At 60.4% G+C, this 25,658-nt stretch carries 22 protein-coding genes; 10 read left to right on the forward strand and 12 right to left on the reverse strand.

Annotation, left to right across the window (positions count from 1 at the left end; all coding sequences use genetic code 11):
• Positions 1 to 68 precede the first annotated feature (68 nt).
• Together ACYZTK_RS12215 and ACYZTK_RS12220 are read left to right on the forward strand one after the other, a co-directional pair.
• Positions 69 to 509: a TadE/TadG family type IV pilus assembly protein gene (locus ACYZTK_RS12215; RefSeq protein WP_462014661.1), complete on the forward strand. Its 441-nt coding sequence runs from the start codon at positions 69 to 71 to the stop codon at positions 507 to 509.
• Complete coding sequence (locus ACYZTK_RS12220; protein ID WP_462014662.1) at positions 506 to 3,223, forward strand: ATP-binding protein; 2,718 nt, start codon at positions 506 to 508, stop codon at positions 3,221 to 3,223. Before ACYZTK_RS12215 ends, ACYZTK_RS12220 begins: the two co-directional genes overlap by 4 nt.
• Here the strand turns inward: ACYZTK_RS12220 and ACYZTK_RS12225 are convergent.
• The 5 genes from ACYZTK_RS12225 to ACYZTK_RS12245 all read right to left on the reverse strand — a co-directional run bounded on the left by ACYZTK_RS12225 (position 3,220) and on the right by ACYZTK_RS12245 (position 7,733).
• Complete coding sequence (locus ACYZTK_RS12225; protein WP_462014663.1) at positions 3,220 to 5,208, reverse strand: pilus assembly protein TadG-related protein; 1,989 nt, start codon at positions 5,206 to 5,208, stop codon at positions 3,220 to 3,222. The genes ACYZTK_RS12220 and ACYZTK_RS12225 overlap by 4 nt on opposite strands.
• A 228-nt stretch (positions 5,209 to 5,436) precedes the next feature.
• On the reverse strand, positions 5,437 to 5,991 hold the full coding sequence (locus ACYZTK_RS12230) for a DUF4136 domain-containing protein (RefSeq protein WP_462014664.1): 555 nt from the start codon (positions 5,989 to 5,991) through the stop codon (positions 5,437 to 5,439).
• Positions 5,992 to 6,045: 54 nt separating this feature from the next.
• Positions 6,046 to 6,669, reverse strand: a complete 624-nt coding sequence (locus ACYZTK_RS12235) for a DUF4136 domain-containing protein (protein ID WP_462014665.1) — start codon at positions 6,667 to 6,669, stop codon at positions 6,046 to 6,048.
• 12 nt (positions 6,670 to 6,681) lie between these two features.
• A complete protein-coding gene (locus ACYZTK_RS12240) occupies positions 6,682 to 7,431 on the reverse strand; it encodes a methyltransferase domain-containing protein (protein ID WP_462014666.1) in 750 nt (249 codons plus the stop codon).
• Positions 7,431 to 7,733, reverse strand: coding sequence for a MazG-like family protein (locus ACYZTK_RS12245; protein WP_462014667.1), 303 nt, complete (start codon positions 7,731 to 7,733; stop codon positions 7,431 to 7,433). Before ACYZTK_RS12245 ends, ACYZTK_RS12240 begins: the two co-directional genes overlap by 1 nt.
• A gap of 253 nt (positions 7,734 to 7,986) precedes the next feature.
• On the opposite strand from ACYZTK_RS12245, the gene ACYZTK_RS12250 reads away from it, so the two are divergent.
• Together ACYZTK_RS12250 and ACYZTK_RS12255 are read left to right on the forward strand one after the other, a co-directional pair.
• Positions 7,987 to 8,280: a hypothetical protein gene (locus ACYZTK_RS12250; RefSeq protein ID WP_462014668.1), complete on the forward strand. Its 294-nt coding sequence runs from the start codon at positions 7,987 to 7,989 to the stop codon at positions 8,278 to 8,280.
• A gap of 28 nt (positions 8,281 to 8,308) precedes the next feature.
• Positions 8,309 to 9,658: an MATE family efflux transporter gene (locus ACYZTK_RS12255; RefSeq protein ID WP_462014669.1), complete on the forward strand. Its 1,350-nt coding sequence runs from the start codon at positions 8,309 to 8,311 to the stop codon at positions 9,656 to 9,658.
• On the opposite strand, the gene ACYZTK_RS12260 is transcribed toward ACYZTK_RS12255, so the two are convergent.
• The 7 genes from ACYZTK_RS12260 to ACYZTK_RS12290 form a co-directional block, all read right to left on the reverse strand.
• Positions 9,652 to 10,527, reverse strand: coding sequence for an alpha/beta hydrolase (locus tag ACYZTK_RS12260; protein WP_462014670.1), 876 nt, complete (start codon positions 10,525 to 10,527; stop codon positions 9,652 to 9,654). The genes ACYZTK_RS12255 and ACYZTK_RS12260 overlap by 7 nt on opposite strands.
• A 12-nt stretch (positions 10,528 to 10,539) precedes the next feature.
• On the reverse strand, positions 10,540 to 11,322 hold the full coding sequence (locus ACYZTK_RS12265) for a DUF4123 domain-containing protein (RefSeq protein WP_462014671.1): 783 nt from the start codon (positions 11,320 to 11,322) through the stop codon (positions 10,540 to 10,542).
• Entirely contained in the window at positions 11,319 to 12,350 is a 1,032-nt protein-coding gene (locus ACYZTK_RS12270) for a contractile injection system protein, VgrG/Pvc8 family (protein WP_462014672.1), read from the reverse strand. The genes ACYZTK_RS12265 and ACYZTK_RS12270 overlap by 4 nt, the downstream gene beginning before the upstream one ends.
• Positions 12,351 to 12,638: 288 nt before the next feature.
• Positions 12,639 to 14,552 carry an arginine decarboxylase gene (gene speA / locus ACYZTK_RS12275; protein ID WP_462014673.1) on the reverse strand — a complete coding sequence of 638 codons (1,914 nt, stop codon included), beginning with the start codon at positions 14,550 to 14,552 and terminating at the stop codon, positions 12,639 to 12,641.
• A 212-nt stretch (positions 14,553 to 14,764) separates the two neighbouring features.
• On the reverse strand, positions 14,765 to 15,136 hold the full coding sequence (locus tag ACYZTK_RS12280; RefSeq protein WP_008031278.1) for a translation initiation factor Sui1: 372 nt from the start codon (positions 15,134 to 15,136) through the stop codon (positions 14,765 to 14,767).
• Positions 15,137 to 15,530: 394 nt separating this feature from the next.
• On the reverse strand, positions 15,531 to 16,079 hold the full coding sequence (locus tag ACYZTK_RS12285) for an NUDIX hydrolase (RefSeq protein ID WP_462014674.1): 549 nt from the start codon (positions 16,077 to 16,079) through the stop codon (positions 15,531 to 15,533).
• A 3-nt stretch (positions 16,080 to 16,082) separates the two neighbouring features.
• On the reverse strand, positions 16,083 to 17,150 hold the full coding sequence (locus ACYZTK_RS12290) for a DUF2333 family protein (RefSeq protein ID WP_462014675.1): 1,068 nt from the start codon (positions 17,148 to 17,150) through the stop codon (positions 16,083 to 16,085).
• Between the two features lie 423 nt (positions 17,151 to 17,573).
• On the opposite strand from ACYZTK_RS12290, the gene gcbA reads away from it, so the two are divergent.
• From gcbA to ACYZTK_RS12320, 6 genes are all read left to right on the forward strand, one after another.
• Positions 17,574 to 19,190, forward strand: a complete 1,617-nt coding sequence (gene gcbA, locus ACYZTK_RS12295) for a diguanylate cyclase GcbA (protein ID WP_462014676.1) — start codon at positions 17,574 to 17,576, stop codon at positions 19,188 to 19,190.
• 106 nt (positions 19,191 to 19,296) lie between these two features.
• The gene (locus tag ACYZTK_RS12300; RefSeq protein ID WP_462014677.1) at positions 19,297 to 21,243 is read left to right on the forward strand and encodes a methyl-accepting chemotaxis protein; all 1,947 of its coding nucleotides are present in this window, start codon (positions 19,297 to 19,299) and stop codon (positions 21,241 to 21,243) included.
• Positions 21,244 to 21,504: 261 nt separating this feature from the next.
• Positions 21,505 to 21,960: a type II 3-dehydroquinate dehydratase gene (gene aroQ, locus ACYZTK_RS12305; protein WP_462014678.1), complete on the forward strand. Its 456-nt coding sequence runs from the start codon at positions 21,505 to 21,507 to the stop codon at positions 21,958 to 21,960.
• A gap of 24 nt (positions 21,961 to 21,984) precedes the next feature.
• Entirely contained in the window at positions 21,985 to 22,443 is a 459-nt protein-coding gene (accB, locus tag ACYZTK_RS12310) for an acetyl-CoA carboxylase biotin carboxyl carrier protein (protein ID WP_462014679.1), read from the forward strand.
• Between the two features lie 17 nt (positions 22,444 to 22,460).
• The gene (accC, locus tag ACYZTK_RS12315; RefSeq protein ID WP_462014680.1) at positions 22,461 to 23,819 is read left to right on the forward strand and encodes an acetyl-CoA carboxylase biotin carboxylase subunit; all 1,359 of its coding nucleotides are present in this window, start codon (positions 22,461 to 22,463) and stop codon (positions 23,817 to 23,819) included.
• 156 nt (positions 23,820 to 23,975) lie between these two features.
• Positions 23,976 to 25,517, forward strand: coding sequence for a Fic family protein (locus ACYZTK_RS12320; protein WP_462014681.1), 1,542 nt, complete (start codon positions 23,976 to 23,978; stop codon positions 25,515 to 25,517).
• Positions 25,518 to 25,658: the final 141 nt, after the last annotated feature.

Genomic DNA, 25,658 nt, shown 5'->3' on the forward strand with positions numbered 1-25,658 from the left:
AAGCCGTCCGTTTTGCCTGAATGATTCTATGCTGATACTACGTTGTGATTGTCAGGGTAGACGCACACATGAAAACCGCCCTCCCCCGTAAACAAAAAGGCGCCGTGGCTATCGAATTTGCCTTGGTGTTCGTGATTTTTTTTGCGGTGCTGTACGGCTTGCTCAGTTACAGCCTGCCGTTATTGCTGATGCAGTCGTTCAACGAATCCACCGCCGAAGCCGTGCGCCGCAGCGTGGCCGTGGACCCGACCACCGCCAACTACAAACAGACCGTCGAGTCACTGGCGACCAGCGTCCTCACTCAACGCTTGTCGTGGATCCCGCCGGCCCTGAAATTCAGTGTCGCCACTGATGCCAAAGCGGTGTATGCCGCCGGGGTGCTGACAGTCCGCATCGACTATCCCAGCAGCAAACTGAACAACGTGCTGCCTTCCCTGGTACTGCCGGGAATCGGCCCGATACCCAACCTGCCGCCCCTGCTCAGCGCAGAATCGAGCCTGCAGTTTTGAGTGCCGGCGATACGCTGCTCGGGCGCCTGCTGCAGCGCCAACCGCCGAAAAACCTGGACGCTGCGAATGCCCTGAGCGCACCTGCGGTCGGTCTGCACATTTTGCTGGATGCAGCGGGTCGAGTGATTCAGCTGGCGGGGCCACTCAGGCATGCACTCGCCCGTCAGACCCTGCCGGTGCCGCTGCGCGACTACCTGTTGGCCCACAGCTGCCTGTCCATCGAAGGCTCGCCTGCGGACTGGCTGGGACACAGTCTCGACCTGGATTTTCACGGCCTTGGCGATCAGCCCCTGCACCTGCGTGGCTGGGTACAACCCCAGGCCGCGGGCTGGCTGTTGCAGCTGCTGGACATTGGCGATCTGTTGCTCGAGCGCCGCCAGGCGCGCAGCCGCGAGCAGTGCCAGTTGCTGGCGCTGCAGATCAGCGAGCAACTGCGCTTGTGCAGCCTGCCGCGCTTGCCGCAAGTGCTGAGCGAGCAGCTGCAACTCCTCGCCCAACGCCTGCAGATCCCGTGCATTGCCGTGGCGCTGCTCGATGAGCAGGAGCAAGGCTGGCAGATTCATCAGCACTACAGCGCCTTCGACGCGCCGCAGTTGTGGCGCAACAGTCAACGCCTGGGTACTGGCCTCGATACCCTGGACGGCTGCGCGCCGCAGCAGCTAATGCGCGGCGAGCATCCGCGCCTGCAGGATATTTTTGGCAATGCCGAAGGCTTTGCCGTGCCTTACCACGATGCCCAAGGCGTGGTGGCCTGGTTGCTGTGCGGTTTCTACGCGGCGCAACAGCGAGCAGCTGACTTGAGCCACCGCGACTGGTTGCAGCTGATGGCCGCCCTGGCCGCGCCCTTGCTGGAGCGCCTGCGCGAGCATCAACACCTGCTGCAACTGGAACGCCTGGAGTCATTGCAAAGCCTCCTCGGCACCGGTTGGTGGGAGATTTTCAGCGCGCGCGACGAGGTTCAATTGGCGCCATCGCTCTCCAGTGACCTGGGCCTGGACAGCGCACTGGTGCCGTTGCGTGACTGGCTCGACCAGGTGCACCCCGCCGACCGCCAGGAGCTCAGCGCTCGTCTGCATGACCTGCAAAACTCCAGCACGCCCCTGCTGCTGTGCGTTCGCCTGCAGCGCGCAGATGTCTGGTATCGCGTGCAAGGCCAGGTGGTGGGCGCAGGTAATAATCGCCGAATCATTGGCTTCATGCTCGACATCAGTGACATCAAGAACCAGCAGCAAAATGCAGCGACGGCCCATGCCCGGCTCGATAACCTGATCGCCAGTTCACCGGCAGTGATCTACGTCCAGCGCTATGTCGAAGGCGCCCTGCAACCAACTTTTTTCAGTGACAGCCTGGTGCCGTTACTGGGCTTCAGCCTCACTGATTGCACCCCGGCGATGCTGGTCGAACGGGTACACCCCGATGACCGCAACCAGTACTTCGAGCGCACCCGACAGTTACTGCGCCAGGGCTCGGCGCAGGCGCGTTATAGGTTGCGCGACAGTCGCGGTGATTACCACTGGCTGCTCGATGAAGCGCGCCTGCTGCGTGATGATCTCGGGGTACCGGTGGAGGCCGTCGGCCTGTGGCTGGATGTCACCGAAGCGACCCTGGCGGCCGAGCAAGTCCGGCAAAGCGAGGAGCGCTATCGCATTCTTGTTGAAGACTCGCCGGCGATGATCTGCCGTTACCTGCCGGACCTGACGCTGACTTTTGGCAACCGTCCACTGGCTGCGTACCTGGAATGCCAGCCCGAAGCGTTACCTGGCATCAACCTCGGCAGCTGGATGTCGCCGGAACAGCGCGAGGCGTTCGTTTCGCGCCTGAGCCAATTAAGCGCCGAAGCTCCCGTGAGCACTGCCGAAATCAATCTGCAACTGCCAGGACGCGAGCACGCGTGGTGGATCTGGTCGGATCGCGGCGTGTTCGACGATCAGGGCCGGCTGCTGGAAATCCAGGCCGTGGGGCGCGACAACACCGAGCTGCGGCGCTCCCAGCAGCAACTCACCCAGAGCGCCAAAATGGCCACCTTGGGCGAAATGGCCACGGGCCTGGCGCATGAGATCAACCAGCCGCTGAACGTGATGCGCATGGCGATCGTCAATGTGCTTAAGCGTCTAAGCAACGGTGATGCGCAGATCGATTACCTGACTGAAAAGCTCAAGCGCATCGACGCTCAGGTCCAGCGCGCAGCGCGGGTGGTTGACCATATGCGCGTGTTCGGCCGCCGCTCGGAGATTGAGCAGCAGCCGTTCAATCCGTTGCAAGCCATCGAAGGCACCCTGGCGCTGCTGGCTGAAGGTATGCGCGGCAAAGGGCTGGAGCTGCGCGTGGCAGAGGCCGATTTCGAGGTGCAGGTTCGCGGCCATGTCGATCAGCTGGAACAGGTGCTGATTAACTTGATGGTGAATGCCCGGGATGCCTTGCTGGCCAAACGCGAAATTGATCGCGAGTTCCAACCTTGGATTGCCGTGGATGCCGAACGGGATGGGGCCGTTGTGCGCCTGCTGGTCGAGGACAATGGCGGCGGGATCGAGCCGCGGCTGTTGGAGCGGATTTTCGAACCGTTCTTCACCACCAAACCGGTGGGCGTCGGCACCGGTTTGGGGTTGTCCGTGAGTTATGGGATTGTCGATAATATGGGGGGGCGGCTCAGTGTGAGCAATTCTGTGGATGGCGCGCGGTTCTGTATTGAGTTGCCGATACTGCCGGCAGCTTAAATCACCAGCCCGGCGCGTCCTGGGGGTCTGCAACTGAGGTTGGCGCCGACGTCGACTTTGTTCAGGGTGATGCCGAGGGTGGAGAGCAGGTTGTCGAGGATGGGGTCGAGGACTTTGCTGAGCAACCCATCGATGACCACGCCAAGGGTGCTGTTGACCGCGTCCAGCGCCCCCGCCACTGTCGTCAGCAGATCACCCAGCACATTCGGAGCGACAGGTTTGTAAGCCTGCACCTGAACACCACTCAGGGTGGTTTTCAGGCTATCGACAATGCCTTGTGTACCCAAGCTGTAGAACAGCGGAGGTTTTTTGATCTCTGGTGGCTGGTTGTAAACGTGTGTGCTCTTGGCGCTAAGCAGGGGAGAATCGACCATGACCCCAAGCCCGCCACCGTAAAACGGCTTGCGCGTCGACAGGTCGCAGGTTTCTGGTCCTAATCCCAGGAAAGGAACCTTGCAAGTGATGGCGCCAACGTCGATCAAGGGCAACGGCTGCATCGTTACGTCTGCCGAAGAGGCGAATGCATTGGTCGTGTCGATCTTGCCGACCTTCAGTTTCACCAGTGCAGTGTTGGTCTGGGTAGTCAGCGTTTTGGTGGCATCGCTGGCGCAACTGTAGTCCGTGACGAAACTGTTGGCACTCCCGACTTCCAGGGCGATATCTATCCTGGATGTCGGCAGTATCAGCAAATGTGTGCGCTGGCAGGTGCCGCCCAAGGCACAAAAGACTGACGCAAGCGCACCGCCAATATTGAGGTGCAACACATTGTTCAAGGCGTCCGCGACGCCGGAGAGCAATGTCGTGTTCAAGATGGCATTGGGCAGGCCAGTGACTCCCGTCAACAACGGCAGATTAAGCGAAAGCACAGTGCGCACCTGGGCCGTGCGTACGTAAATACGGTCAGGTCCTGTGGGATTGGCCTTGGCCAGTGCAGGGTTGCCGACCGCCGACAATTGCGGCGGCTCTATCACCTTCACCTTGACCGACCCGCTGGCCAATGCAGGAATGTTCAGCGGCAGATCAACCACGATTCCGTTCTTGCTGTTGGCCAGTTGCACAAAGGCTTCCACCAGCTGGAACACCTGCAGATTGGTGTTCAGCGCTGAGGAAGGCGTGCCGGTTTGCAGCTGCAGCAGTTGGCCCAAGGTAAGTTCGGTGCTGCCTACAGCTGCTTTCACGTCGGTAAGACCACTAACCGCAACGTTGGCGGTTGTGCCGCCGGCCTGGAGCACGGTGATCGCGGTATCGAGCAGCTGGGTCAGCCGAATGTTCTTGTTGAGCAGTTCGGTGTAGTTGCCGGCGCTGACGTTGACGTCGACCGCCAGTTGATTCAGGTAACTGAGCAGATTGATGTTGGTATCGACTAGCCCCTGCCAACCCACCGCGCTCAGGTTGAGGCTGCCACCGAGCATTTTGCCCAGCAACAGGTTCAACGCCGCCGACTTGGTGGAGTCGACCACCAGTGCTGTGCTGCCGATGGTCAGCATGGCCAGAGGTGGCAGCACCGCCGGGGCGCTGACCGCTGTCGCCGTGAGTTGGGTATTTAGGCTGACCGGGCCAGGGCTGAACATGGCACCAATGCCGGCGGCGATGCTGGTGGGGACGACGCGGGTGGCGATTACGCGGATGGCGTCTTTTTTACTGGCGTCGGCGGTAAAGGTGCGCAGCTTGTTGGCGCCGGTCGTCAACACTCCGCACGCAGTGCTCAGGGTGATGCCATCGGCTACGGTCAAGCCATTGCGGCTCGCGCTTTCCTTGGCAAATTTAGCGGCGGTGAGGTTGGCAAGACAGTCACCGTCGCGGGTCACAGCCTCCAGGGCCGCCACATCAGCGACTCGTTGCAGTTTGCGCTGCTCCAGATAGAGCCTGCCACTGTCGAGCACCAGCAACATGAACACCATTGCCAGGCCCAGCGTCAGCGCCGCCATCAGACCGATCGCGCCACGTTGCCGGGCCGGGCTGTGAAACTGCATGCGGGGAGACATCGTGCACTCCTTTGCCGGCGGACTGCCGAGGGGTTACCTCCATGGGTATGGGTGAGTGTAGACAAGGGTTGGGATGAGTGCTGGCATCACACCCTTCGGCGTTATCAACCCTGTAGGAGTGAGCCTGCTCGCGATTGCAGTGTGCCAGCTAACAATGGAGTGGCTGACACAACGCCATCGCGAGCAGGCTCACTCCTACAGGGGTTCACGGTGGAAGTTTGAGTATGGTTATTTAGGTGGGTAGTTGGCCAATATCCGCGCCACCGTCTCGCGTATCGCGTTGCTGCGATCAGCCGGGTTCGGTGAGTGGGCGAGCATCTGTTCGTCGCTGCCGCGCCAGACCAGCTTGCCGTCCTTGCCATCGAGCAGGTCGATCTGGATTGTCGCGACCTTGTAGGTGATGTTGCGGGTTTCGTTATACATCGGCCCACCCCAGTAACCATTCCATGGGCCACCCCAACCGCCGCCGTAGTTGGTGGTCACCTGTTGCTGGCGCTGCTCGACAATCAGGTAAGTCTGCACACTCAAATCACCCTTGGTGCCAGCAGCCGGGCGCAGGCCGCGCTGGTCGAGCTGCTCGGTGACTGACTGACGAATGCGCTGCTCGGTCAGATCACTCTTGATCCGGGGATCATCGGGGCGATATTGCAGGCCCGGTTCTTTCCAGCTCCAGCTGCGATAAGCGGCAAAGTCGCGACTGGCGTCGAAGTCGTGGTTGACCTGGTCCGAGGCGCAGGCGCTCAGCAGCGCAACCACGACCAGCAAAGCGAAACGGCGGAACATGATGATTCTCCGGTGGACGGCATGAACCTGCGAAATGCGTCTTGTCTACTGTAGCTAACTCGGAGGATACGCCGACATGGCTTTTTCCACAGCTTCCCTGATCGCGTCAGTCCTCGCGCCCTGCGTGCCTTTGTTACTGGTTTCGGCACTGGCACTCCACACCGGCTGGCCACTTTGCGCATCGAACAGGTCGACTCGCACGACCACGACCTGCTCCTGATACGTGCGCACGATCGGCACCGTGTTGTACATGCCGTAGCCGCTGCCACAGCAGCGGTTGTAACCGCCACCGCCGTAATATCCTGCGCCGCCGTAATAGTCATCCTGGACCTGACGCAAGCGGGTTTCCAGGCGCAGGTCGGCGCTGACGAACAGGTCGGCGGGGCGATTGTCATGTAGAGGCCGCAAGCCGCGCTGGTCGAGCGCGTTGCTGACGGCTTCGGCCACCTGCGCCGAATCGGCCCAGGCGGTGCCCGGCGGCAAGTTGCCGTTGAGCCAGGCCCAACTGCGATAACGCCCATAGTCATGCGCTGGCGCCGGATAGGCACTGCGGTCGAAGGTGGTCGCAGCCTGGGGCGGCGCCGGCGGAATTGGCCTTGAGCTCGCGACATAGGGGTTGCTGCCTTGGCAGGCCGCCAACCCCAGGCAAATCATCAACAAGCCCGAACGACTTTTCATTTCATGCTCCGATCAGATCGGCCGGCAGATCCAGTGCAAGTAGCGCCCTAGCCCGGCAAAGCTTGGGTGACGGCGGTGCGCGAGTTCCATTTCAAGCAAGTCCACCAGTTCCGCGCGGGCCTGGAATTCCACCGGCATGTAGTCATGAAAAACCCGAACTCCGCTCTGAGTTTCGACCCGCCACAAGCCCTCAAGTTGCGCCGCAAGTTCACGCGGGTCCAGGGGTTGTTGTGGGGTAAGGCTCTGTTTCTCGCCAGCCATGTCGTTCTTGCGCATCTTGCGGAAGTGGCCCTTGAGCAGGTTGCGGTAGATCAGCGCATCGCGGTTGTAGAAGGCCAGGGACAACCAGCCGTCCTGCCGGGTCAATTGATGCAGCACCGGCAGGATCGCGTGGGGCTCCGCCAGCCATTCGAGCACGGCATGGCACAGCACCAGGTCGTAGGGTTCGGTGAGTTGGCCGAGCAATTCCTGCCAGGGTGCCTGGATGAATGTGGCGCTTTGACCGGCTTCGGCGAAACGCTGGCGAGCGCCTTCGAGCATCGGTGCGGCGGGTTCGGCCAGCGTGACGTCATGCCCGCGCTGGGCCAGCCATAACGACATGTGGCCCAGGCCAGCTCCGATGTCGAGCACCCGTAGCGGTCGGTCCGGCAAGGTTTCGGCGAGGTCGGCCTGCAGCACGGCCAGACGGATGGCGCCCTTGGCCCCTCCGTAGATTTTTTCGGCGAAACGGGTCGCCAGCTGATCGAAATGACGGTCACTCATCAGCTGAACCGCCGTTCGCTGTCGGCCAGCTTGCTGCGTACCACTTGATTCATGTCCAACCCCAACTCGCTGCACAACAGCAATAGATAAAGCACAATGTCACCGACTTCCTGACCGGCATGCGCGAGTTTGTCAGGCGGAAGCTGGCGCGACTGGTCTTCGTTCAGCCACTGGAAAATTTCCACCAGCTCGGACATTTCCACGCTGGCGGCCATGGCCAGGTTTTTTGGGCTGTGAAATTGTCGCCAGTCATTGCGATCGCGAATGGCATGCAGGCGTTCGGTCAGTTCAACAAGGTTCATCGGGCTCTCCTGAAGGCGTATAGCTTCAAGCGGTTGGCGCGCGAGTGCAAGGGTATCGATGCAGCATCGAACTTTGGCCCATAATCGGAAGTCGCAGACCTGTAGGAGCTGCCGAAGGCTGCGATCTTTTGGCATATTCATGAACGCCAAGAACAAGATCAACAGATCGCAGCCTTCGGCAGCTCCTACGCCGGGGTGTAGATCACCGCGATCAAGAGTACAAACGGCATAATTCTCTCAGGACGAACTTCACATGCAGGTAGAAAGCTTTTTCGAATGGCTCGGCCAGGCACTCGGTTCGGTCATCCGTTTTATCGTCGACGGCCTCAGCGGCCTGTTCAATCTATTGAGCAATGCGGGGGCCAATTTCGTCGAAGGGCTGTCCCGGACACTAGGGATGGACACCTCGATCATCAGCATCGTCGCGTTAATCCTCGGCTTGATGTTGCTGTGGTCGGCCATCCGCGCCTTCATGAATGCGTCGATTATCATGGGCATTATCTGGCTGCTGCTGGGCTTATGGTTGTTGAGCTGGATTATCCACTGACCCACAATGGCTCCCCCAAGGAGCCTGCATGTCCAACCTGATCACTGACTGGCGCGACCGCCTGACCCACCGCCGGGTCTGGGCGCTTGCCGCGCCCATGATTCTCTCGAATATTTCCGTACCGCTGGTGGCGCTGGTCGACAGCACTGTCATCGGCCACCTGCCCCATGCCCATCAACTGGGTGCAGTCGCGGTCGGGGCGAGCCTGTATACCTTCCTGGCGTGGGGCATGGGTTTCCTGCGCATGGGCACCACCGGTTTCGCTGCGCAGGCCGCCGGGCGCGGTGATGGTGCGGCGTTGCGGCAGATTCTGTTGCAAGGACTGTTGCTGGCCATGGGCCTGGCGATCGTTCTGGGCGCCGCGGGTGTGCCGCTGAGTGGAGTCGCTCTGCACTTCATGCAGCCTTCGGCAGAGCTGGACCAACTCACCCGCGAATTCTTCCACACCCGATTATTCGGCCTGCCGGCGGCGCTGGCGAGCTATGCCCTGGTCGGCTGGTTCCTCGGCACACAGAACGCCAGGGCGCCGCTGGCAATTTTGCTGGGCACCAACCTGGTCAACATCGCCCTGAACCTGTGGTTCGTGCTCGGACTGGAATGGGGTGTGGTCGGGTCGGCGCGGGCCTCGGTGATCGCCGAATGGACCGGCGCCATCATCGGCCTGCTGCTGACCCGCAAGGCCTTGCGCGCCTACCCCGGGCACATCGCCTGGGCGGCGCTGGCGATCTGGCAGAGCTGGCGACCGCTGCTGGCAGTTAATCGCGACATCTTCATTCGCAGCCTGGCGCTGCAGTCGGTGTTCTTCCTGATTACCGTGCAAGGCGCGCGGCTGGGGGATGCCACCGTCGCCGCCAATGCGCTGCTGCTCAACGGCCTGCTGCTGACCGCCCACGCCCTGGATGGCCTGGCCCACGCCGTGGAAGCGTTGTGCGGCCATGCGATTGGCGCTCGCGACCGGCAGGCGTTGCGCCGTTCGCTGGTGGTGGCGGCCGGCTGGTCACTGATCGCGAGCCTGGGCTTTGCCGTGCTGTTTCTGTTCGCCGGGCATCTGTTCATCGAGATGCAGACCGACATCCAGAGCGTGCGCAACACCGCGTTCATCTACCTGCCCTACCTGGCAGCGCTGCCATTGATTGCCGTCTGGAGCTACCTGCTCGATGGCCTGTTCATCGGCGCTACCCGTGCCCGGGAAATGCGCAACGGCATGCTCTTGACGGTGATTCTGCTACTGCCCTTCGCCTGGGCGCTGCAAGGTTATGGCAACCATGGCCTGTGGCTGACGTTCCTGCTGTTCATGTTGCTGCGCAGCCTGACCCTGGGCGCGTTCGCCTGGTTCCTGCGCAGGAACGACGGCTGGTTTGCCGGCAAGGCTCACTGAATGGGCGTGGCCCGGATGAAACCTGTGACCTCATCCAGTACCGGCGCCAGACCGCGCATGGGCCGGGACAATGTGGCCACCAGGGTGGCATGACCGGTACGCGAGAAGTACAGGTCGCGCACCGGCACCCCGGCTTCGCGCAGCTTGCGCGCCAGGCCGCCGGTGTTGCGGGTGGGATTGACCAGCTCGTCATCACTCGATGCCACCAGCAATGCAGGCGGCGCACCACGGATGACATGGTTGATCGGCTGCGACTGCGGTGGTGAATCTGGCCAGAAGAACACCGGCCGTACGTCCGGGTTCTCGATAGGCAGGAAATCGTAAGGGCCGGCCAGACCGATCCAGCCACTGATGTCATGTGGCGACAGGCCCACCGCCCCCAGCAACTGCGGGTCCAGCGCCAGCATCGCGACGTTGTATGCGCCAGAGCTGTGCCCCATCAGATACAGGCGCTTGGGATTGCCGGAATACTCCTGGATATGCGCCTGGGTCCAGGCCACGGCTCGGGCGCCGTCCTCGAGAAACGCGGGGTAGCGCACCTGCGGATACAGGCGATAGTCTGCCAGCACCGCAACGATGCCCCGGGATGCCAGGGCCTCGCCAACAAAACTGTAATCGCTGCGCGATCCGCTGTTCCAGCTGCCGCCATAGAAAAACACCACTACCGGGGCGTTTTCCATGGGATGGCGCGGCACGTACACATCGAGCTTTTGCCGTGGGTCACTGCCATAGGCAATGCCTTCGGTCTTGTCGAAACTGTCGTCGGGGGTCAGCGCGTTGAGCATCTTCAGCGGCGAACAGGCCGTGACCGCAGCCAGGACCATCGCGCCGAGGGCCATTTGAAACAGTCGCCGGATCCTGCTCATCATCAAAGCCGCACCTCAGGGTTGGGTGTTCTGCCACAGGTAGCGCAGGCATTCGAGTCGCTCTTGCTGGGTCAGGCCCGGCGGCGTTCGCGCGGGTCTGTGCGCCGGATACTGCAAGCGTAGCCACAACCATTCATCGAGCACTGCACGCTCGCTGAAACCCAGCGCCAGTCCTTCCTGAACATGGGACCACAGGCGCTCGTAATCGGTCCCGGTGGATTCGGTCCACTGCCAGGCATGCTGTTCCAGCAGGCAGGTTTGCAGCTTGTCCAGCTGGCGCTGACTGAGACCCTCCTCGATCCCCAGGTTCCGGACCGCAAGCTGCGGATTGCTCAACTGCTGCCAGCCCTGGCAGCCGATCGCCTGGTCCGCCCAGGTGCCACCAAACCAATGCACCTGACGGATCGGCCCCAGCCAGCGGCTCAGCTCGCTGGCATCGCAGGCGTCGAAGAAGTAGCTGGCGGTGTGCGGGTTGTAGTAACTCAACAGCGCCCGATGCTGCAGCCCGACGGTGACCGTGAGCATGCGCCGTAGATGCGCCAGCAGCTGCGCCGGAGACGCGTCGCTGCACAACAGCAAACCAGGCCAGATTTGCGGTTTTTCGTGGCACAGGTCCGCCAGCGCCGGGCAGTTTGCCAGGTCGACCAAGGCCGGCCCTTGCTCTCGCAACGCATGCATCTCCGTACCCTCGAACAGCCAGAACCGAGTCACGTGGGCAAATGTTTTGAGTAGTGCGACGCTCGCTTGTGGCGCTCCGGGGCCATCCAGCAACAGCCATTGAGGCGTTGGATAGTTCATGCCAGACCACTCGAGCCAAAACGCATGGCGACCCGACAGGTGCACAGCGGCTGTGCACAATGATTGAAGCTGCCACCGCCGGGCAGCATGCACAGCACCAGCAATGGCTCACTTGAGCGCAGTTGCTCGACCATGCCGTTGGTAAAAGCAGGTTCATCCGCGACAGCCACCTGCTGCATCGTCGCAGTGTGGAGAAAACCGGTGATCATGGGACGGTCCGGATCGCCGTCGATGAAACTCACCAGCACCTCGGACCCCTCGATCAGTTGCAGCACAGAGTCGCTGCACAGCTCCTCGGACAACGGCAGCCAGCAATGGCAGGGGGTGGCTCCTTCGCCCTGGTACAACCAGTCAAACTGCACCGCCAATGGCCGCGAGGGATCGGGCCGCGCCTCGTCGACATCGACTACCCAGGCCCGCTGTGGGCTGTGCATCCGTGGTGTCACCTGCGCGACCGGGGTTTGCGTGCACTCATTGGCCTCGACAAACACCAGACAGTGGCCGCGCTTGCGGTGCTCGAAGTAGTAATGGATGCCTGCCTGGGCGCACAGGCGCTGCAGGAATTGCAGGTCCGACTCTCGATACTGCGTACAGAAATCACGCAGTGGATAGTCGAGCCGCAACTCGAATCGTCGATCCTCTTCGGCAATCCCGTGCTCCTTGAGTACCTGGCTGAGGATCTGCGGCACCGAACTACTGCTGAACATCCGCTGGCTGTGGCGTTGGGACAGGCTACTGAGCTGCGGTTGCAGACGCACATGGCAGCGGCGGGGCCCTGGGCCATGTTCCTGCTGCACCAGCTCATGCAGCTGGCCATGGATACCCTTGCCCGCCGCACCAATGTGCAGAAAGGCCGAACGGTACCGCAGGCTGGCGAGATCCAGTGCCGGATCATCAAGCAGCAATTCCAGCTCGTACACAAATGGCTGGCCGATGGCTTCCTGACCGGAAAATGTCAGGACTTCGAGGGGTTGGAGCAGACCTGCTACGTCCAGACGAAGTGCAGGCTCGTTGACTGGATCGAACATCGGCGATTCTCTACGGGAGGGGTCAGCCAAAGATTCTCGCTGAGAGACAGGGCTGAGTAGAGTGCCGAAATACAACTTGGGAAATGGCCTACGTGAAAATAGGACCAAATGCGCTGAATCGCCAAAAGGTGGAAAATTTCGTCAAAGAAAAGCGAAACGTCGCACCAGACCACCTGAAACTTCCCACAGCGAGCGGGAAGATTTCAGGCACTCCGACTGTGGGAGCAAGGCTTGCCCGCGATGGCGCAATACCGCACACCACACGAATCAAGCCTTACCACCCATCACTCATGACGACAGATAAGAAGAACGAGTCAGCCCCAGACGCAGCGCATCAAGGAACTGCGTCCGCTCAGCCGGCGTAATGCGCGCGCTGGCGCACTTGTCGCGGTAATGAGTCATCAACTCTTCCGGCGACAAGTGCACGTAGCGCAGCATGTCTTCGATGGTGTCGTGGGTTTCGATCCCGGCGTGGTACACGCTGCCGTCAGCATTCTGGTAGATGTTCACCGAGTCGGTGTCACCGAACAGGTTGTGCATGTCGCCGAGAATTTCCTGATAGGCGCCGACGAGGAAGATACCCAGCAGGTAATCTTCACCCTCGTTCAAGCCGTGAACCGGCAGGCTGGTCTCGATGCTCTGCTCATCGACGTATTGCTTGATCTTGCCGTCGGAGTCGCAGGTCAGGTCTTGCAGCACGGCGCGGCGCAGCGGCTCTTCGTCGAGACGGTGCAACGGCAGGATCGGCAGGACCTGGCCGATGGCCCAGGTGTCCGGCAGGCTCTGGAATACCGAGAAGTTGCAGATGTACTTGTCGGCCAGTTTGTCGTTGAGTTCGTCGAGCACCTGGCGGTGCGAACGCTGACGTGCCTTCAACGAGTTGTGCAGGCGACGGCACACGGCGAAGTAGCATTGCTCGGCCAGGGCTTTTTCCGCCAGGGTCAGCTTGCCGTCGGCATACTGGGTGGCCACGTCGCTCATGTAGTGCGTGGCGCGCCAGTAGGTTTCGGTGACCATCTCGATGTCGGTCGGACCCAGCAGGTCAACCAGCCACTGTACGGTTTCCGGCAGCGCTTCCTTGTTCTCGATCTGCGGCACGTCGTCGTTGTGCTTCTCGACATCGGTGACCTGCACCACCAGCATGGCGTGGTGCGCGGTCAACGAGCGGCCGCTTTCGGAGAAGATGTTCGGGTGCGGCAGGCTCTGCGCATCGCAGAATTCCTTGAGCATCCCGACCACGACACCGGCGTAATCGTCCATGTCGTAGTTGATCGAGCTGGCGTTGCGCGAGTGGGTACCGTCGTAGTCGACGCCCAGGCCGCCACCGACGTCGATGTGATCCACCGGCAGGCCGAGGTTGCGCAGTTCACCGTAGTAGCGGATCGCTTCCTTGAAGCCGTGCTGGTAGTCCGCCAGGTTGGCGATCTGCGAGCCCATGTGGAAGTGCAGCAGGCGAATGCCCTGATCCAGGCCGGCGGCGCGGAAACGCTCGACCACCGACAGCAGCTGTGCCGCCGACAGACCGAACTTGGATTTCTCGCCACCGGTGTCCGCCCACTTGCTCGATGCCAGGGACGACAGGCGCACGCGCAGGCCGACCTGCGGCTTGACCTTCAGCGAGGCGGCTTCTTCGATCACCAGCTCAACTTCGGATTCTTTCTCGATCACAATGAACACGTTGTGGCCGAGTTTCTGCCCCATCAGCGCCAGGCGAATGAACTCGCGGTCCTTGTAGCCGTTGCAGACGATGGTGCCGCCTTTCGGCGCCAATGCCAGCACCGCCAGCAGCTCGGGCTTGGAGCCGGCTTCCAGGCCGATGGAGACGTCCTTGGTTGCGATGATGTTTTCGATCACCGCTTCCTGCTGGTTCACCTTGATCGGGTACAGCGCGGTGTACTTGTTCTGGTATTCCAGGCGTTCGATGTTTGAATCGAAGGCACCGGTCAGCTGACGCACGCGGTCTTGCAGGATGTCCGGGAAGCGCACCAGCAATGGCAAGGACAAGCCGCTCTTGCGCAGCTGGTCGACTTGCTCGAACAGGTCGATAGGCGAACTGGTCGGACCGTTCGGACGAACTTCGACGCGACCGGCGTCATTGATCGCGAAATACCCGGCCCCCCAATGGCGGATCCCGTAAACACTGCGGCTGTCCGCAACTGTCCATTGGCTGCCATCGTCTTTGCGTGTGCGTCGTACGGACATTGAAGTCCCCTATAAAGAAGTCATAGAGCGTCGCCTGGGTTCAGGCCGGCGCAGTCTAAAGAATGAAAATGACGGTTCGTCAACGAGGGATAGACCTCGCTGACCGCAGTGAGTTTAGAAACCGGTCAGAACAGGCTCTGTGAAAACCATGTAGACGACGCCAGCCTGGTGTCAGGACCGGATCATGCCGAGGGTGGTTTTCACAGAGGCTGCTAGCCGCCGGACTTCTTTGCCTTGAAACCAAGCTTGATCAGTTCGCCAAGCAACAGCTCGACATGATCGCCCTGGATTTCAATGATTCCGTCTTTCAACGCTCCACCGGTCCCGCAACGTTTTTTCAACGTCGTCGCCAGGTCCTTGAGGGCGTCTTCCGCCAACGGCACGCCGGTGATGGTGGTCACCGTCTTGCCGCCGCGGCCCTTGCTTTCGCGACGCACGCGAGCAATGCCGTCGCCGGCCGGGATCACGGTCTGTTTGCAGATACAGGCGTCCACCGGTTTGCTGCAATCCGGGCAATGACGACCTGCGTCGGTGGAAAATACCAGGCCACCAAGGGCGGCGAAGGATGCGGCTTTTTTGGCCACCGGCAATCCTCTTGGGAGGACAAAGACTGGTCGCGGCAGCCTGGGAAGGCGCCATCGACCGCGAAGCCCCACTCAGGCAGGGGCAGCGCTACTGAACCGACAAATAAGCCGTAGGAGCTGTCGAGTGAAACGAGGCTGCGATCTCTTGATCCTGAATCAACGGCAAAATCAAAAGATCGCAGCCTGCGGCAGCTCCTACGCCGAACAACCGCCGTAGGAGCTGTCGAGTGAAACGAGGCTGCGATCTTTTGATCCTGAATCAACGGCAAAATCAAAAGATCGCAGCCTGCGGCAGCTCCTACGCCGAACAATGTCGTGTCAGCTTGAAAAGGTCGCGCAGTGTAACGGCAAAAACGCCGATTGCTAAGAGCCAATCGGCGCCAATTTACAGCGCTTATGCGACGTCTTTCCCGCGGGCCCGGAGATAGCGCTTCAACGCCGCCAGGGAGTCCGGACAGTAAGGCTTCTGCTGGATTTCCAGCATCACCTGATCGACGGGAATAAAACGCGCTTCAACCACCTCTTCCGGCTGCAGGATCAACGGCCCGTCCCACACTGCCGAAAACGCCGAACACCACAGGCGGTTGCCGGTGTCCTCGAAGAAGAAATGGTCATGGGCGGTCAACTCCACCCCGCTCACGCCAAGCTCTTCTTCAAGCTCTCGCGCGGCGGATTCGGCGTAGGTCTCGGTGGCGAGCACCATGCCGCCTGCGGCCACATCCCAGTAACCGGGGTAAATCGCCTTGCTCAGGGTTCGACGGTGAACGCACAGCTCCCCCGCTGAATTGAACAGCATGATGTAGGTGCCGCGCCCGATCAGGCCGCGCTCGCGCAGGTCGGACCGGACCAGGGCGCCAAGCAGGTTGTCCTGCTCGTCGACCCAGGCGATCTGTTCGGCATCCGAGGCCAGCCGGTGGGCGGCCTCTTTGTCGTTGTCAGCCATGACTCAGCCCTGATTGAGCAACTGACGCAGATCGATCACTGCGGCGTTGGCCCGGGAGATGTAGTTGGCCATCACCAGCGAGTGGTTGGCCAGTACGCCAAAACCGCTGCCGTTTAGGATCATCGGGCTCCAGACTGGTTCTTGCGAAGCTTCCAGCTCACGAATGATCTGGCGCACGCTGACCGTGGCGTTTTTCTTCGCCAGCACGTCGGCAAAGTCGACTTCGATGGCGCGCAACAGGTGGGACAGGGCCCAGGCCTGACCGCGGGCTTCATAGAACACGTTGTCGATCTGCATCCACGGGGTTTCAACGATTTCCTCGTCAACCTGCGGCACCTGGCCTGGCGCCACGACTTCGGTTTTCAACGCGGTGTTGAGCTTCACCCGGCCGACGCTGGCCGACAGACGTTGCGACAGCGAACCCAGGCGGGTGCCGACATCACCCAGCCAGTTGTTCAGGTTGTCGGCACGTGCGTAGAACAGCGCGTTTTTCTGCGATGGATCGGAAAGGCGCGCCTGGTAGCGGCTCAGGGAGTTGATGCCTTCCTGATACTCGGACTCGCTGGAAGGCAGCACCCAGCTTTTGTTGTCGAAGTTGAAACGCGGTTCGGCCTTGGCCAGATCGGAGTCTTCGGCCGACTGCGATTGCGAGCGGGCGAAGTCTTTACGCAGGGCTCGCGTCAGGTCGCGCACCTGGACCAGCACCCCGTATTCCCAACTAGGGGTGTTGTCCATCCACAAGCCTGGGGGAAAACGGTCGTTGGAAATATAACCGCCCGGCTTGTTCAGCAAGGTACCGGCGACGGTCTTGAGGGTTTCCACCGTGGTGTAGCCGATGACCATCTGCTTGCCTTCTTTCTCGGCGGCCACCTGGGCATTTTGCTGAACCGGGAACAGCGCCGGCTCCTGGCTCCAGTACCAGCCGAGGCCGATGGTCACCAGCAGGTATAGGCCGATCAGGGTCGCCAGCGCGCGGCTGAACAACAGGCCACCTATATAGCTGCGGGCGGCCGACTTTGGTTCAGCGGCACGTTCAGGCGCGCTGCCCGCGCGGTTCTTCCAGTCCAGCATGGCGATATCCTTTCAATCACTTGAGTTCATCGGTTCGACCACAACCCTACGCCATCGTGCCTCGTTTGCCGCGCATAATCTGGTCGAGGCACCACTATAAAGGAAGCGCCTCCGTTGCGCAGGCGCTGCGTAGGAGCTGCGTAGGAGCTGTCGAGTGCAACGAGGCTGCGATCTTTTGACTCTAGGGCCATTACGAAATCAAGATCAAAAGATCGCAGCCTCGTTGCACTCGACAGCTCCTACCAGCTCCTACGTACAGAAATGCGCACAGTCATGGTTGCTTATTTTTGCGACCAGCCAGTCACAAACTGAATTAGGCCACCACGCAGATTATTGACGTGCGACACTGATCCGCATCAGGAAGAGATGCTAGCATAGAGCCACCAGTCGACCTCAGCATGCACCCTAACTAGTAGTCAGGATATGACCGAGCCAGAAGACCCCAGCCGTGAGCGCCTCAAGCACCACTTTGCCCAGCGGGTAATTCATCAGGCACGTCAGATTCTTGAGATATGGCAGCGCCTGCAGGGCAGCGAGTGGTCGGCGACCGACCTGGCGGAACTGGGTGAAGCCAACCTGCGCCTGCTGCGTTTCGCCGAACGTTTCGAGCAGCCGGAACACATGCAGCTGGCTCGCCACATTGGCCAGGCACTGCAAGCCGTCGACGCCAATCGCGGCCGCCTCAGCAGCGGCCTGATCACAGACCTCAATCGCCTGATGCAGCGCCTCTCGCGCACCGGCCTGCGCCATGGCGACCAGCTCGACCAGACCTTCCTGCCGCCTTTGCGCAAGCCGATCTACGTGATGCTGCAAGACCACGACCGTGCCGAACGGCTGGCCAAACAGCTGGAATTCTTCGGCCTCAGCGCCCAGTCCCTCGACAGCGTGGCAGCGTTTCGCTCCTCAATGGTCGAGCGCCTGCCGGCGGCGATCGTCATGGACGTGGACTTCAGCGGACCCGGCATCGGCCTGAAACTGGCTGCGGAAGCCCAGGAAGGCCTGGAACAGCAATTGCCGCTGTTGTTCTTCAGCCTCAACGAAACCGATACCCCGACCCGTCTCGCCGCCGTGCGCGCCGGTGGCCAGGAATTTCTCACCGGCACCCTCGAAGCGTCGAGCCTGCTGGAGAAAATCGAGGTCCTGACCTGCGTCGCCCAGTACGAACCGTTCAAAGTGCTGATCATCGACGACTCCCGTGCCCAGGCCCTGCACACCGAGCGCCTGCTGAATAGCGCGGGCATTGTCACCCGGACCTTGATCGAGCCGATCCAGGCCATGGCCGAACTCGCGGATTTCCAGCCGGACCTGATCATCCTCGACATGTACATGCCGGCCTGCACAGGCACCGAGCTGGCCAAGGTCATCCGCCACAACGACCGCTACGTCAGCGTGCCGATCATCTACCTCTCGGCTGAGGACGACCTGGACAAGCAACTCGACGCCATGAGCGAAGGCGGCGACGATTTCCTGACCAAACCGATCAAGCCGCGCCACCTGATCACCACCGTGCGCAACCGCGCGGCACGGGCGCGCAACCTCAAGGCGCGGATGGTTCGCGACAGCCTCACCGGCCTGTACAACCACACCCACATCTTGCAGTTGCTGGAGGATTGCAGCTTTCGCGCGCGCCGCGAAAACAAGCCGCTGAGCTTTGCGATGCTCGACATCGATCACTTCAAGCGGGTCAATGACAGTCACGGTCACCCGATGGGCGATCGGGTAATCAAGAGCCTGGCGCTGTTCCTCAAGCAACGCCTGCGCAAGACCGACTTCATTGGCCGCTATGGCGGTGAAGAGTTCGCCATTGTCATGCCCGACACTGATCTGGAGTCGGCGCACAAGGTGCTCGATGAAATCCGCCGGCGCTTCGCCGAAATTCACTATCCGGCCCAGCCACAGGATCTCTGGTGCACCTTCAGTGCCGGGGTAGTGGACCTCGTCGAGGGTTCAGACAGCCTTATGATGGCGAGCCAGGCCGACGAGGCGCTGTACCGCGCCAAGCATGCCGGGCGCAATCGCGTGCAGTCCGCTCGCGAATAAAAGCAAAAGGCCATCGTTTCATCCGAATCCACCGATCCGGTCATAACCCTGTAACAGAAACGCAATAACTTCAGGCGCTTACCATTCTGCCGTTGGTAGTCCCGCAATGCGCCTGAAGCTGCTGACCAATCTCAATACCCTCCTTTTAGTCGCCGTGTGCGTGGCACTTGGCGCCACGCTCTGGTGGTCGCAAAAAGCCCTCGAACGCCCCTATCTGTTGATGGAGCGTTACCTGGGCCTGTCCCAGCAATTTCAGAACCAGGTGGCACGCAACGTTCAAGACTACCTCGCCAGTGGCGATGCCCTGCGCCTGAGCAGTGCTGGTCAGGCGATCGATGAGCTGAAAACAGACATTGGTGATATGCCGCAATCCCTGGCCGACTCCTTGCGCCCGAGCCTTGCAGATCTTGAAGCCTTCAGCAAAACCGACTTGCTGGCCGCCGGCAAGCTTGCCGGCGACCCCCAGGCATTACTACTGCAGGCAGAACGGGAGCTCGGCGCGAACCTTGACCAACTCAGCCAGTACGCCAGCGGTAATGCGCAATATCTCATCCCTCTGCTGGCCGCCTCGCAACACCTGGGCAGGCTGTCTTTGGCCCGGGATAAACTGGTCAGCAGCGGTCGCAGCGAACTGGCCGCCGATGTCGAGCGCGAGGTCAGCAACATCCGCACCCAGGCCAGCCTTATGGAGGCCCTGCCCTTGCTCGGTGTGACGGCCAGCAGTGAATCCGGCACCGATGACTTCGCCGCGATGATGGGCCTGGAGAACAGTGAAAAAACTGTCGCCGAAGACGCCGGCGTCGGCCTCAAGCGCGAACTCAACAGCCTGCTGAGCCGCTACCCGGCGGAGCTTGCCCGCACCCGCGAGCAGATCGAAAAACGCAGCGTTCTGAGCGCTGCGACCCAGCAGAAAATGAGCGCAGTACAACAGTCCATCGCCGATCTGGAACCGGTAGTTCGTGCACAACACGGGCAAATCCAGGGCGAGGTGCGCCTGCTGCAAGGGGTGATGATCGGCCTGATCCTGTTGATCGCGCTGCTGATCGACACCCTGCAGCGGCGACTGGCGCGCACCCTGACCAATTTGGCGCCAGCGCTGTCGACCTGGGCCGAGGGTGATTTCAGCCGGGACATCGAACTGGGCAAGACCAACCGCGAACTGCATGACATCCAGGCCTCGCTCAATCGCCTGCGCGCTTATCTGGTGGACCTGGTGGGGACCATTCGCCTCAATGCCGAACAGGTCGCCGGCAGCAGCCGCACCCTGGCCGAGTTGAGTAACGATCTGCACAGCAGCGCCGAGGATCAGGCCGGCGACACCGCAATGATCCGCGATTCCCTGGGCGAACTGGAAGCCACGATCCAGCAGGTCGCGGGCGATGCCAGCCAGGCAGCCGACGCCAGCCGCCATGCCGGGCTGGCGGTGGAACACGGGCAGAAAGTCATCGGCCTGAGCCTCACGGGCTTGCATGCGCTGGTGGGTGAAGTGCAGGGCAATGCGCAAATGATTGAGCATCTGGCGCAAGAGTCGGCAACTATTGGTGGGGTGCTGACGGTGATTCGCTCGATTGCCGACCAGACCAACCTGCTGGCATTGAACGCGGCGATCGAAGCGGCTCGTGCCGGGGAAATGGGCCGGGGGTTCGCGGTCGTGGCAGAAGAAGTTCGTTCCCTGGCGCAACGCACCGCCGGAGCCACGGCTGAAATCCAGACCCTGATCGCCGGTCTGCAAACCGCCGCGCGGCAATCAGTTGAAGGTATGCGCGCCCAGGTCGAGCATGCGGAAGCCACCGCTAACCAGGCCCAGGCGGCGGATGGTGCGCTGGATAAAATCGTCGGCGCCATCCAGACCATTTCCGATACTGCGGTGCGCATCGCCGATGTGACTGCGCAGCAGAGTGGTGCTGTCAGCGAGATCCGCGATCACAGTGAGCGGATCCACCAGCTGGGTGGGGATAACCTGCTGCGCATCGGTGAAGGGCGTGAGCAAGGGGAGCATTTGCTGGTGCTGGGTGGGCGGTTGCGTACTGCCGTGCAGGCATTTCGCGTCTGATAGACCGCTATCGCGAGCAGGCTCACTCCTACAGGGACCGGCGCATGACTCTGTAGGAGTGAGCCTGCTCGCGATAGGGCCAGAACAATCACCACCAACCATCGCGCCCGGCGCAAATGACCGGATTGAAACCCGCAGTCACATATCTCGCGCAAACATCGCCCATCGTGCTGGCTATTGCATAGAACTGGACAGTCACAAAGTCTTTGCGGCATAGTCGCCGGGTTCTGACCGATGCCCACAGATAACAAGGAACAGCAGATGGCAACCTTTCTGGTCCTGCACGGACCCAACCTGAACCTGCTCGGCACCCGCGAACCCGGCACCTATGGCGCCACGACGCTGGCGCAGATCAACCAGGACCTGGAACGCCGTGCCCGTGAAGCCGGTCATCATTTGCTGCACCTGCAAAGCAATGCCGAGTACGAATTGATCGATCGCATCCACGCTGCACGCGGCGAAGGTGTGGACTTCATTCTGATCAACCCAGCAGCTTTTACGCACACGAGTGTCGCTTTACGTGACGCGCTGCTGGCGGTGAGCATCCCATTCATCGAAGTGCATTTGTCCAACGTGCACAAACGCGAACCTTTCCGCCATCACTCTTACTTCTCCGACGTAGCGGTGGGAGTGATCTGCGGCCTTGGCGCCAGCGGTTATCGACTGGCCCTGGAGGCTGCACTAGAGCAGCTTGAACAACAAGCTATACGCCCCTGACCGACCCTTGGGAGTTGATGATTCATGGATATCCGTAAAGTTAAGAAACTAATCGAATTGCTGGAAGAGTCCGGCATCGACGAGCTCGAGATCAAGGAAGGCGAAGAGTCCGTACGTATCAGCCGCCACAGCAAGACGCCAGCGCAGCAGTACTACGCACCCGCGCCAATGCACGCTCCGGCTCCAGCGCCTGCCGCTGCTGCTCCGGTTGCCGCCGCTCCTGCTGCCCCGGCCGCGCCTGTTCTAAACGGCACCGTTGCCCGTTCGCCGATGGTGGGCACTTTCTATCGCAAATCTTCGCCAGCCTCGCCATCCTTCGTTGAAGTTGGCCAGACCGTGAAGAAAGGCGACACCCTGTGCATCGTTGAAGCGATGAAGATGATGAACCACATCGAAGCTGAAACCAGCGGTGTGATCGAATCCATCCTCGTCGAAGACGGCCAGCCGGTTGAGTACGACCAACCGCTGTTCACCATCGTTTGAACCGCGGAGAAACTTTGATGACTGCGAAGTTGGAAAAAGTTCTGATCGCCAACCGCGGTGAGATTGCCCTGCGGATCCTGCGTGCTTGCAAAGAGATGGGCATCAAGACTGTCGCCGTGTACTCCAAGGCCGACAAGGAACTGATGCACCTGGGCCTGGCAGACGAATCCGTCTGCATCGGTCCGGCTTCGGCCGCGCATTCCTACCTGCACATTCCGGCAATCATTGCCGCCGCTGAAGTGACCGGCGCTACCGCCATTCACCCAGGCTACGGTTTCCTCGCGGAAAACGCTGATTTTGCTGAACAGGTCGAGAACTCCGGCTTCGCCTTCATCGGTCCGAAAGCCGAGACCATTCGCCTGATGGGCGACAAGGTATCGGCCAAGCACGCGATGATCGAAGCAGGCGTGCCAACCGTTCCAGGTTCCGACGGCCCACTGCCGGAAGACGAAGAATCGGCGCTGCGCATTGGTCGTGAAGTTGGCTATCCAGTGATCATCAAGGCTGCTGGCGGCGGCGGTGGTCGCGGCATGCGCGTTGTGCACAAGGAAGAAGACCTGATCTCCTTCGCCAAACTGACCCGCACCGAAGCTGGCGCGGCGTTTGGCAACCCGATGGTCTACCTGGAAAAATTCCTGACCAACCCACGTCACGTGGAAGTCCAGGTGCTTTCCGACGGCCAGGGCCACGCCATCCATCTGGGCGACCGCGACTGCTCGCTGCAACGTCGTCACCAGAAGGTGCTTGAAGAAGCGCCGGCACCGGGCATCGACGAGAAAGCTCGCCAGGAAGTCCTCGCTCGCTGCGTCAAGGCGTGCATCGACATCAACTATCGTGGCGCGGGCACTTTCGAGTTCCTGTACGAGAACGGCGCGTTCTATTTCATCGAAATGAACACCCGCGTTCAGGTCGAACACCCGGTAACCGAAATGGTTACCGGCATCGACATCGTCAAGGAGATGCTCAGCATCGCCGCCGGCAACAAGCTGTCGTACACCCAGGATGACGTGGTCATCCGCGGTCATGCGCTGGAATGCCGGATCAACGCCGAAGACCCGAAAACCTTCATGCCAAGCCCAGGCACGGTCAAGCATTTCCACGCTCCAGGCGGCAACGGCGTTCGCGTCGACTCGCACCTGTACAGCGGTTATGCGGTTCCGCCGAACTATGATTCGTTGATCGGCAAGCTGATCACCTACGGCGCAACCCGTGACGAAGCCCTGGCGCGCATGCGCAATGCGCTGGACGAAATCGTGGTCGATGGGATCAAGACCAACATCCCGCTGCACCGCGACCTGGTCCGCGATGAAGGCTTCTGCAAAGGTGGAATCAACATCCACTACCTGGAACACAAGCTGGCTGGCGACAAGCACTAGTCTGTGATCCAAACCAACAAAGCCGCCTTCGGGCGGCTTTGTTGTTTCTGCACATTTCATCTGCCAACTGAGAGACATAACTGACAGGCGTCGGACTGTCGGGGCTGGCTATAATCGCCTCTCACGTGCACAACACTGACGAATCAGAGGCTGACCATGTCTCAAAAGCTACCCATCAATCTCAACGATTTGCTACGCCAGCGAACAGTCGAGAGTGAGCGGATCGAGTACAAGTCCGGCTGGAATCCTGACCCGATAATTCGCACGCTGTGCGCGTTTGCCAATGATTTTGAAAATTTGGGCGGAGGGTACCTGGTCATCGGGCAAGAATGCGATACCAATGGGCAGCCAATCTTTCCTCCATCAGGACTAGCCGATAAGGTTCTCGACACGATTCAGCTTGAACTGTTGGCAGCCTGCCAATCTATTCAACCCTCCTACTTTCCGGTGCTGAGCATAGAAGAAGTAGAGGGCCGCAAGTTAATCGTGCTGTGGGCACCGGGCGGGCAAAACCGCCCCTACAAGGCTCCGGCAGCAGTAACAGCAAAACACCGAAGCCTGCACTACTACATCCGTCGCTACAGCAGCACAGTGGAAGCCAAGGGCGAAACCGAGCAGGAACTGTTGAGTCTCGCTGCCAAAGTACCTTTCGATGATCGATTTAACCTGAGTTCCGGGCTCAGCGACCTTTCCAAACCGCTGATGAAAAACTTCTTGCAGGAGATCGGGAGCGCTCTTGTAGAAGACGCCGACGACCTTTCTGTCGAGGCGCTAGGCCGCCAAATGAATGTGGTGGGCGGCCCGACCGAATCACCGTGGCCCAAGAATGTCGGTCTGATGCTCTTCAATGACGCACCTGATAAATTCTTTGCGGGAACCCAAATAGACGTTGTCTGGTTTCCGGAAGGACCCGGTGGCGACCGATTTGATGAGAAAATCTTCAAAGGCCCTCTTGCGACCATCACTCGCGAGGCCCTCGCTTATATTCAGCGCAATTATCTTCGTGAGACTGTAACCAAGCATCCAAACCGCGCCGAAGCCACGCGAATCTGGAACTTCCCATTCCAGGCAATTGAAGAAGCATTGGTCAACGCGGTTTACCACCGCTCTTATGAGGTACGCGAGCCTGTCGAGGTGCGCATCAGCCGGGAAGAATTGGTGATTTTGAGCTTCCCGGGACCTGATCGTTCTATCCGCCTGGAAGACTTGCAAGCCGGACGCGCTGTGAGCCGTCGCTATCGTAACCGGCGGATCGGGGAGTTTTTCAAGGAACTGGACCTGACTGAAGGCCGCTCTACCGGGATTCCAAAAATCCTAAAGGTCATGGCAGCCAATGGGTCGCCAGCGCCAGTATTTGAAACGGACGTCGATCGCATTTCGTATGTTGTGAGGCTGCTGTCCCACCCTCAATCCCACGGTATTGAGCCAGTCACCATGGAAGTCACCATGGAAGTCACCATGGAAGTCGCTGCGCTTTTGAAGGCTATTGACGGCGACATGAGCAGGCAGGAACTACAGACCGCCATGAGCCTGAAAAATGCCGACCACTTTCGCAAAGCTTACATACTGCCGGCGATCTCATTCGGTGCTCTCGAAATGACCTTACCCGGCCAACCTAATAGCCGTCTGCAACGCTATCGGCTGACGAACGCAGGATTGCAGTGGTTAAGAAGCTTACAAGCCAAAAATCAAAAATAAACTGCCGAAGGCTGAGATTTTTTCGGGGACACACCGGAGTCGACCCCTCCCCCATGGTCGTCTTCTGCCGCGCGCTCGCGTAAACTTGCGCGCTTATCGCAGCCCGCTAGGCTGCAATCAATATTTTTCACAGGTGCCCGC

It is taken from the genome of Pseudomonas sp. LB3P31, from assembly GCF_054897945.1.

What these genes read in the sequence shown, in the direction of transcription:
- ACYZTK_RS12215 (WP_462014661.1), top strand. Translation starts at nt 69, where the DNA reads ATGAAAACCGCCCTCCCCCGTAAACAAAAAGGCGCCGTGGCTATCGAA.
- ACYZTK_RS12225 (WP_462014663.1), bottom strand. Translation starts at nt 5,208, where the DNA reads ATGTCTCCCCGCATGCAGTTTCACAGCCCGGCCCGGCAACGTGGCGCG.
- ACYZTK_RS12230 (WP_462014664.1), bottom strand. Translation starts at nt 5,991, where the DNA reads ATGTTCCGCCGTTTCGCTTTGCTGGTCGTGGTTGCGCTGCTGAGCGCC.
- ACYZTK_RS12235 (WP_462014665.1), bottom strand. Translation starts at nt 6,669, where the DNA reads ATGAAAAGTCGTTCGGGCTTGTTGATGATTTGCCTGGGGTTGGCGGCC.
- ACYZTK_RS12240 (WP_462014666.1), bottom strand. Translation starts at nt 7,431, where the DNA reads ATGAGTGACCGTCATTTCGATCAGCTGGCGACCCGTTTCGCCGAAAAA.
- ACYZTK_RS12245 (WP_462014667.1), bottom strand. Translation starts at nt 7,733, where the DNA reads ATGAACCTTGTTGAACTGACCGAACGCCTGCATGCCATTCGCGATCGC.
- ACYZTK_RS12250 (WP_462014668.1), top strand. Translation starts at nt 7,987, where the DNA reads ATGCAGGTAGAAAGCTTTTTCGAATGGCTCGGCCAGGCACTCGGTTCG.
- ACYZTK_RS12255 (WP_462014669.1), top strand. Translation starts at nt 8,309, where the DNA reads ATGTCCAACCTGATCACTGACTGGCGCGACCGCCTGACCCACCGCCGG.
- ACYZTK_RS12260 (WP_462014670.1), bottom strand. Translation starts at nt 10,527, where the DNA reads ATGATGAGCAGGATCCGGCGACTGTTTCAAATGGCCCTCGGCGCGATG.
- ACYZTK_RS12265 (WP_462014671.1), bottom strand. Translation starts at nt 11,322, where the DNA reads ATGAACTATCCAACGCCTCAATGGCTGTTGCTGGATGGCCCCGGAGCG.
- ACYZTK_RS12270 (WP_462014672.1), bottom strand. Translation starts at nt 12,350, where the DNA reads ATGTTCGATCCAGTCAACGAGCCTGCACTTCGTCTGGACGTAGCAGGT.
- speA (WP_462014673.1), bottom strand. Translation starts at nt 14,552, where the DNA reads ATGTCCGTACGACGCACACGCAAAGACGATGGCAGCCAATGGACAGTT.
- ACYZTK_RS12285 (WP_462014674.1), bottom strand. Translation starts at nt 16,079, where the DNA reads ATGGCTGACAACGACAAAGAGGCCGCCCACCGGCTGGCCTCGGATGCC.
- ACYZTK_RS12290 (WP_462014675.1), bottom strand. Translation starts at nt 17,150, where the DNA reads ATGCTGGACTGGAAGAACCGCGCGGGCAGCGCGCCTGAACGTGCCGCT.
- gcbA (WP_462014676.1), top strand. Translation starts at nt 17,574, where the DNA reads ATGACCGAGCCAGAAGACCCCAGCCGTGAGCGCCTCAAGCACCACTTT.
- ACYZTK_RS12300 (WP_462014677.1), top strand. Translation starts at nt 19,297, where the DNA reads ATGCGCCTGAAGCTGCTGACCAATCTCAATACCCTCCTTTTAGTCGCC.
- aroQ (WP_462014678.1), top strand. Translation starts at nt 21,505, where the DNA reads ATGGCAACCTTTCTGGTCCTGCACGGACCCAACCTGAACCTGCTCGGC.
- accB (WP_462014679.1), top strand. Translation starts at nt 21,985, where the DNA reads ATGGATATCCGTAAAGTTAAGAAACTAATCGAATTGCTGGAAGAGTCC.
- accC (WP_462014680.1), top strand. Translation starts at nt 22,461, where the DNA reads ATGACTGCGAAGTTGGAAAAAGTTCTGATCGCCAACCGCGGTGAGATT.
- ACYZTK_RS12320 (WP_462014681.1), top strand. Translation starts at nt 23,976, where the DNA reads ATGTCTCAAAAGCTACCCATCAATCTCAACGATTTGCTACGCCAGCGA.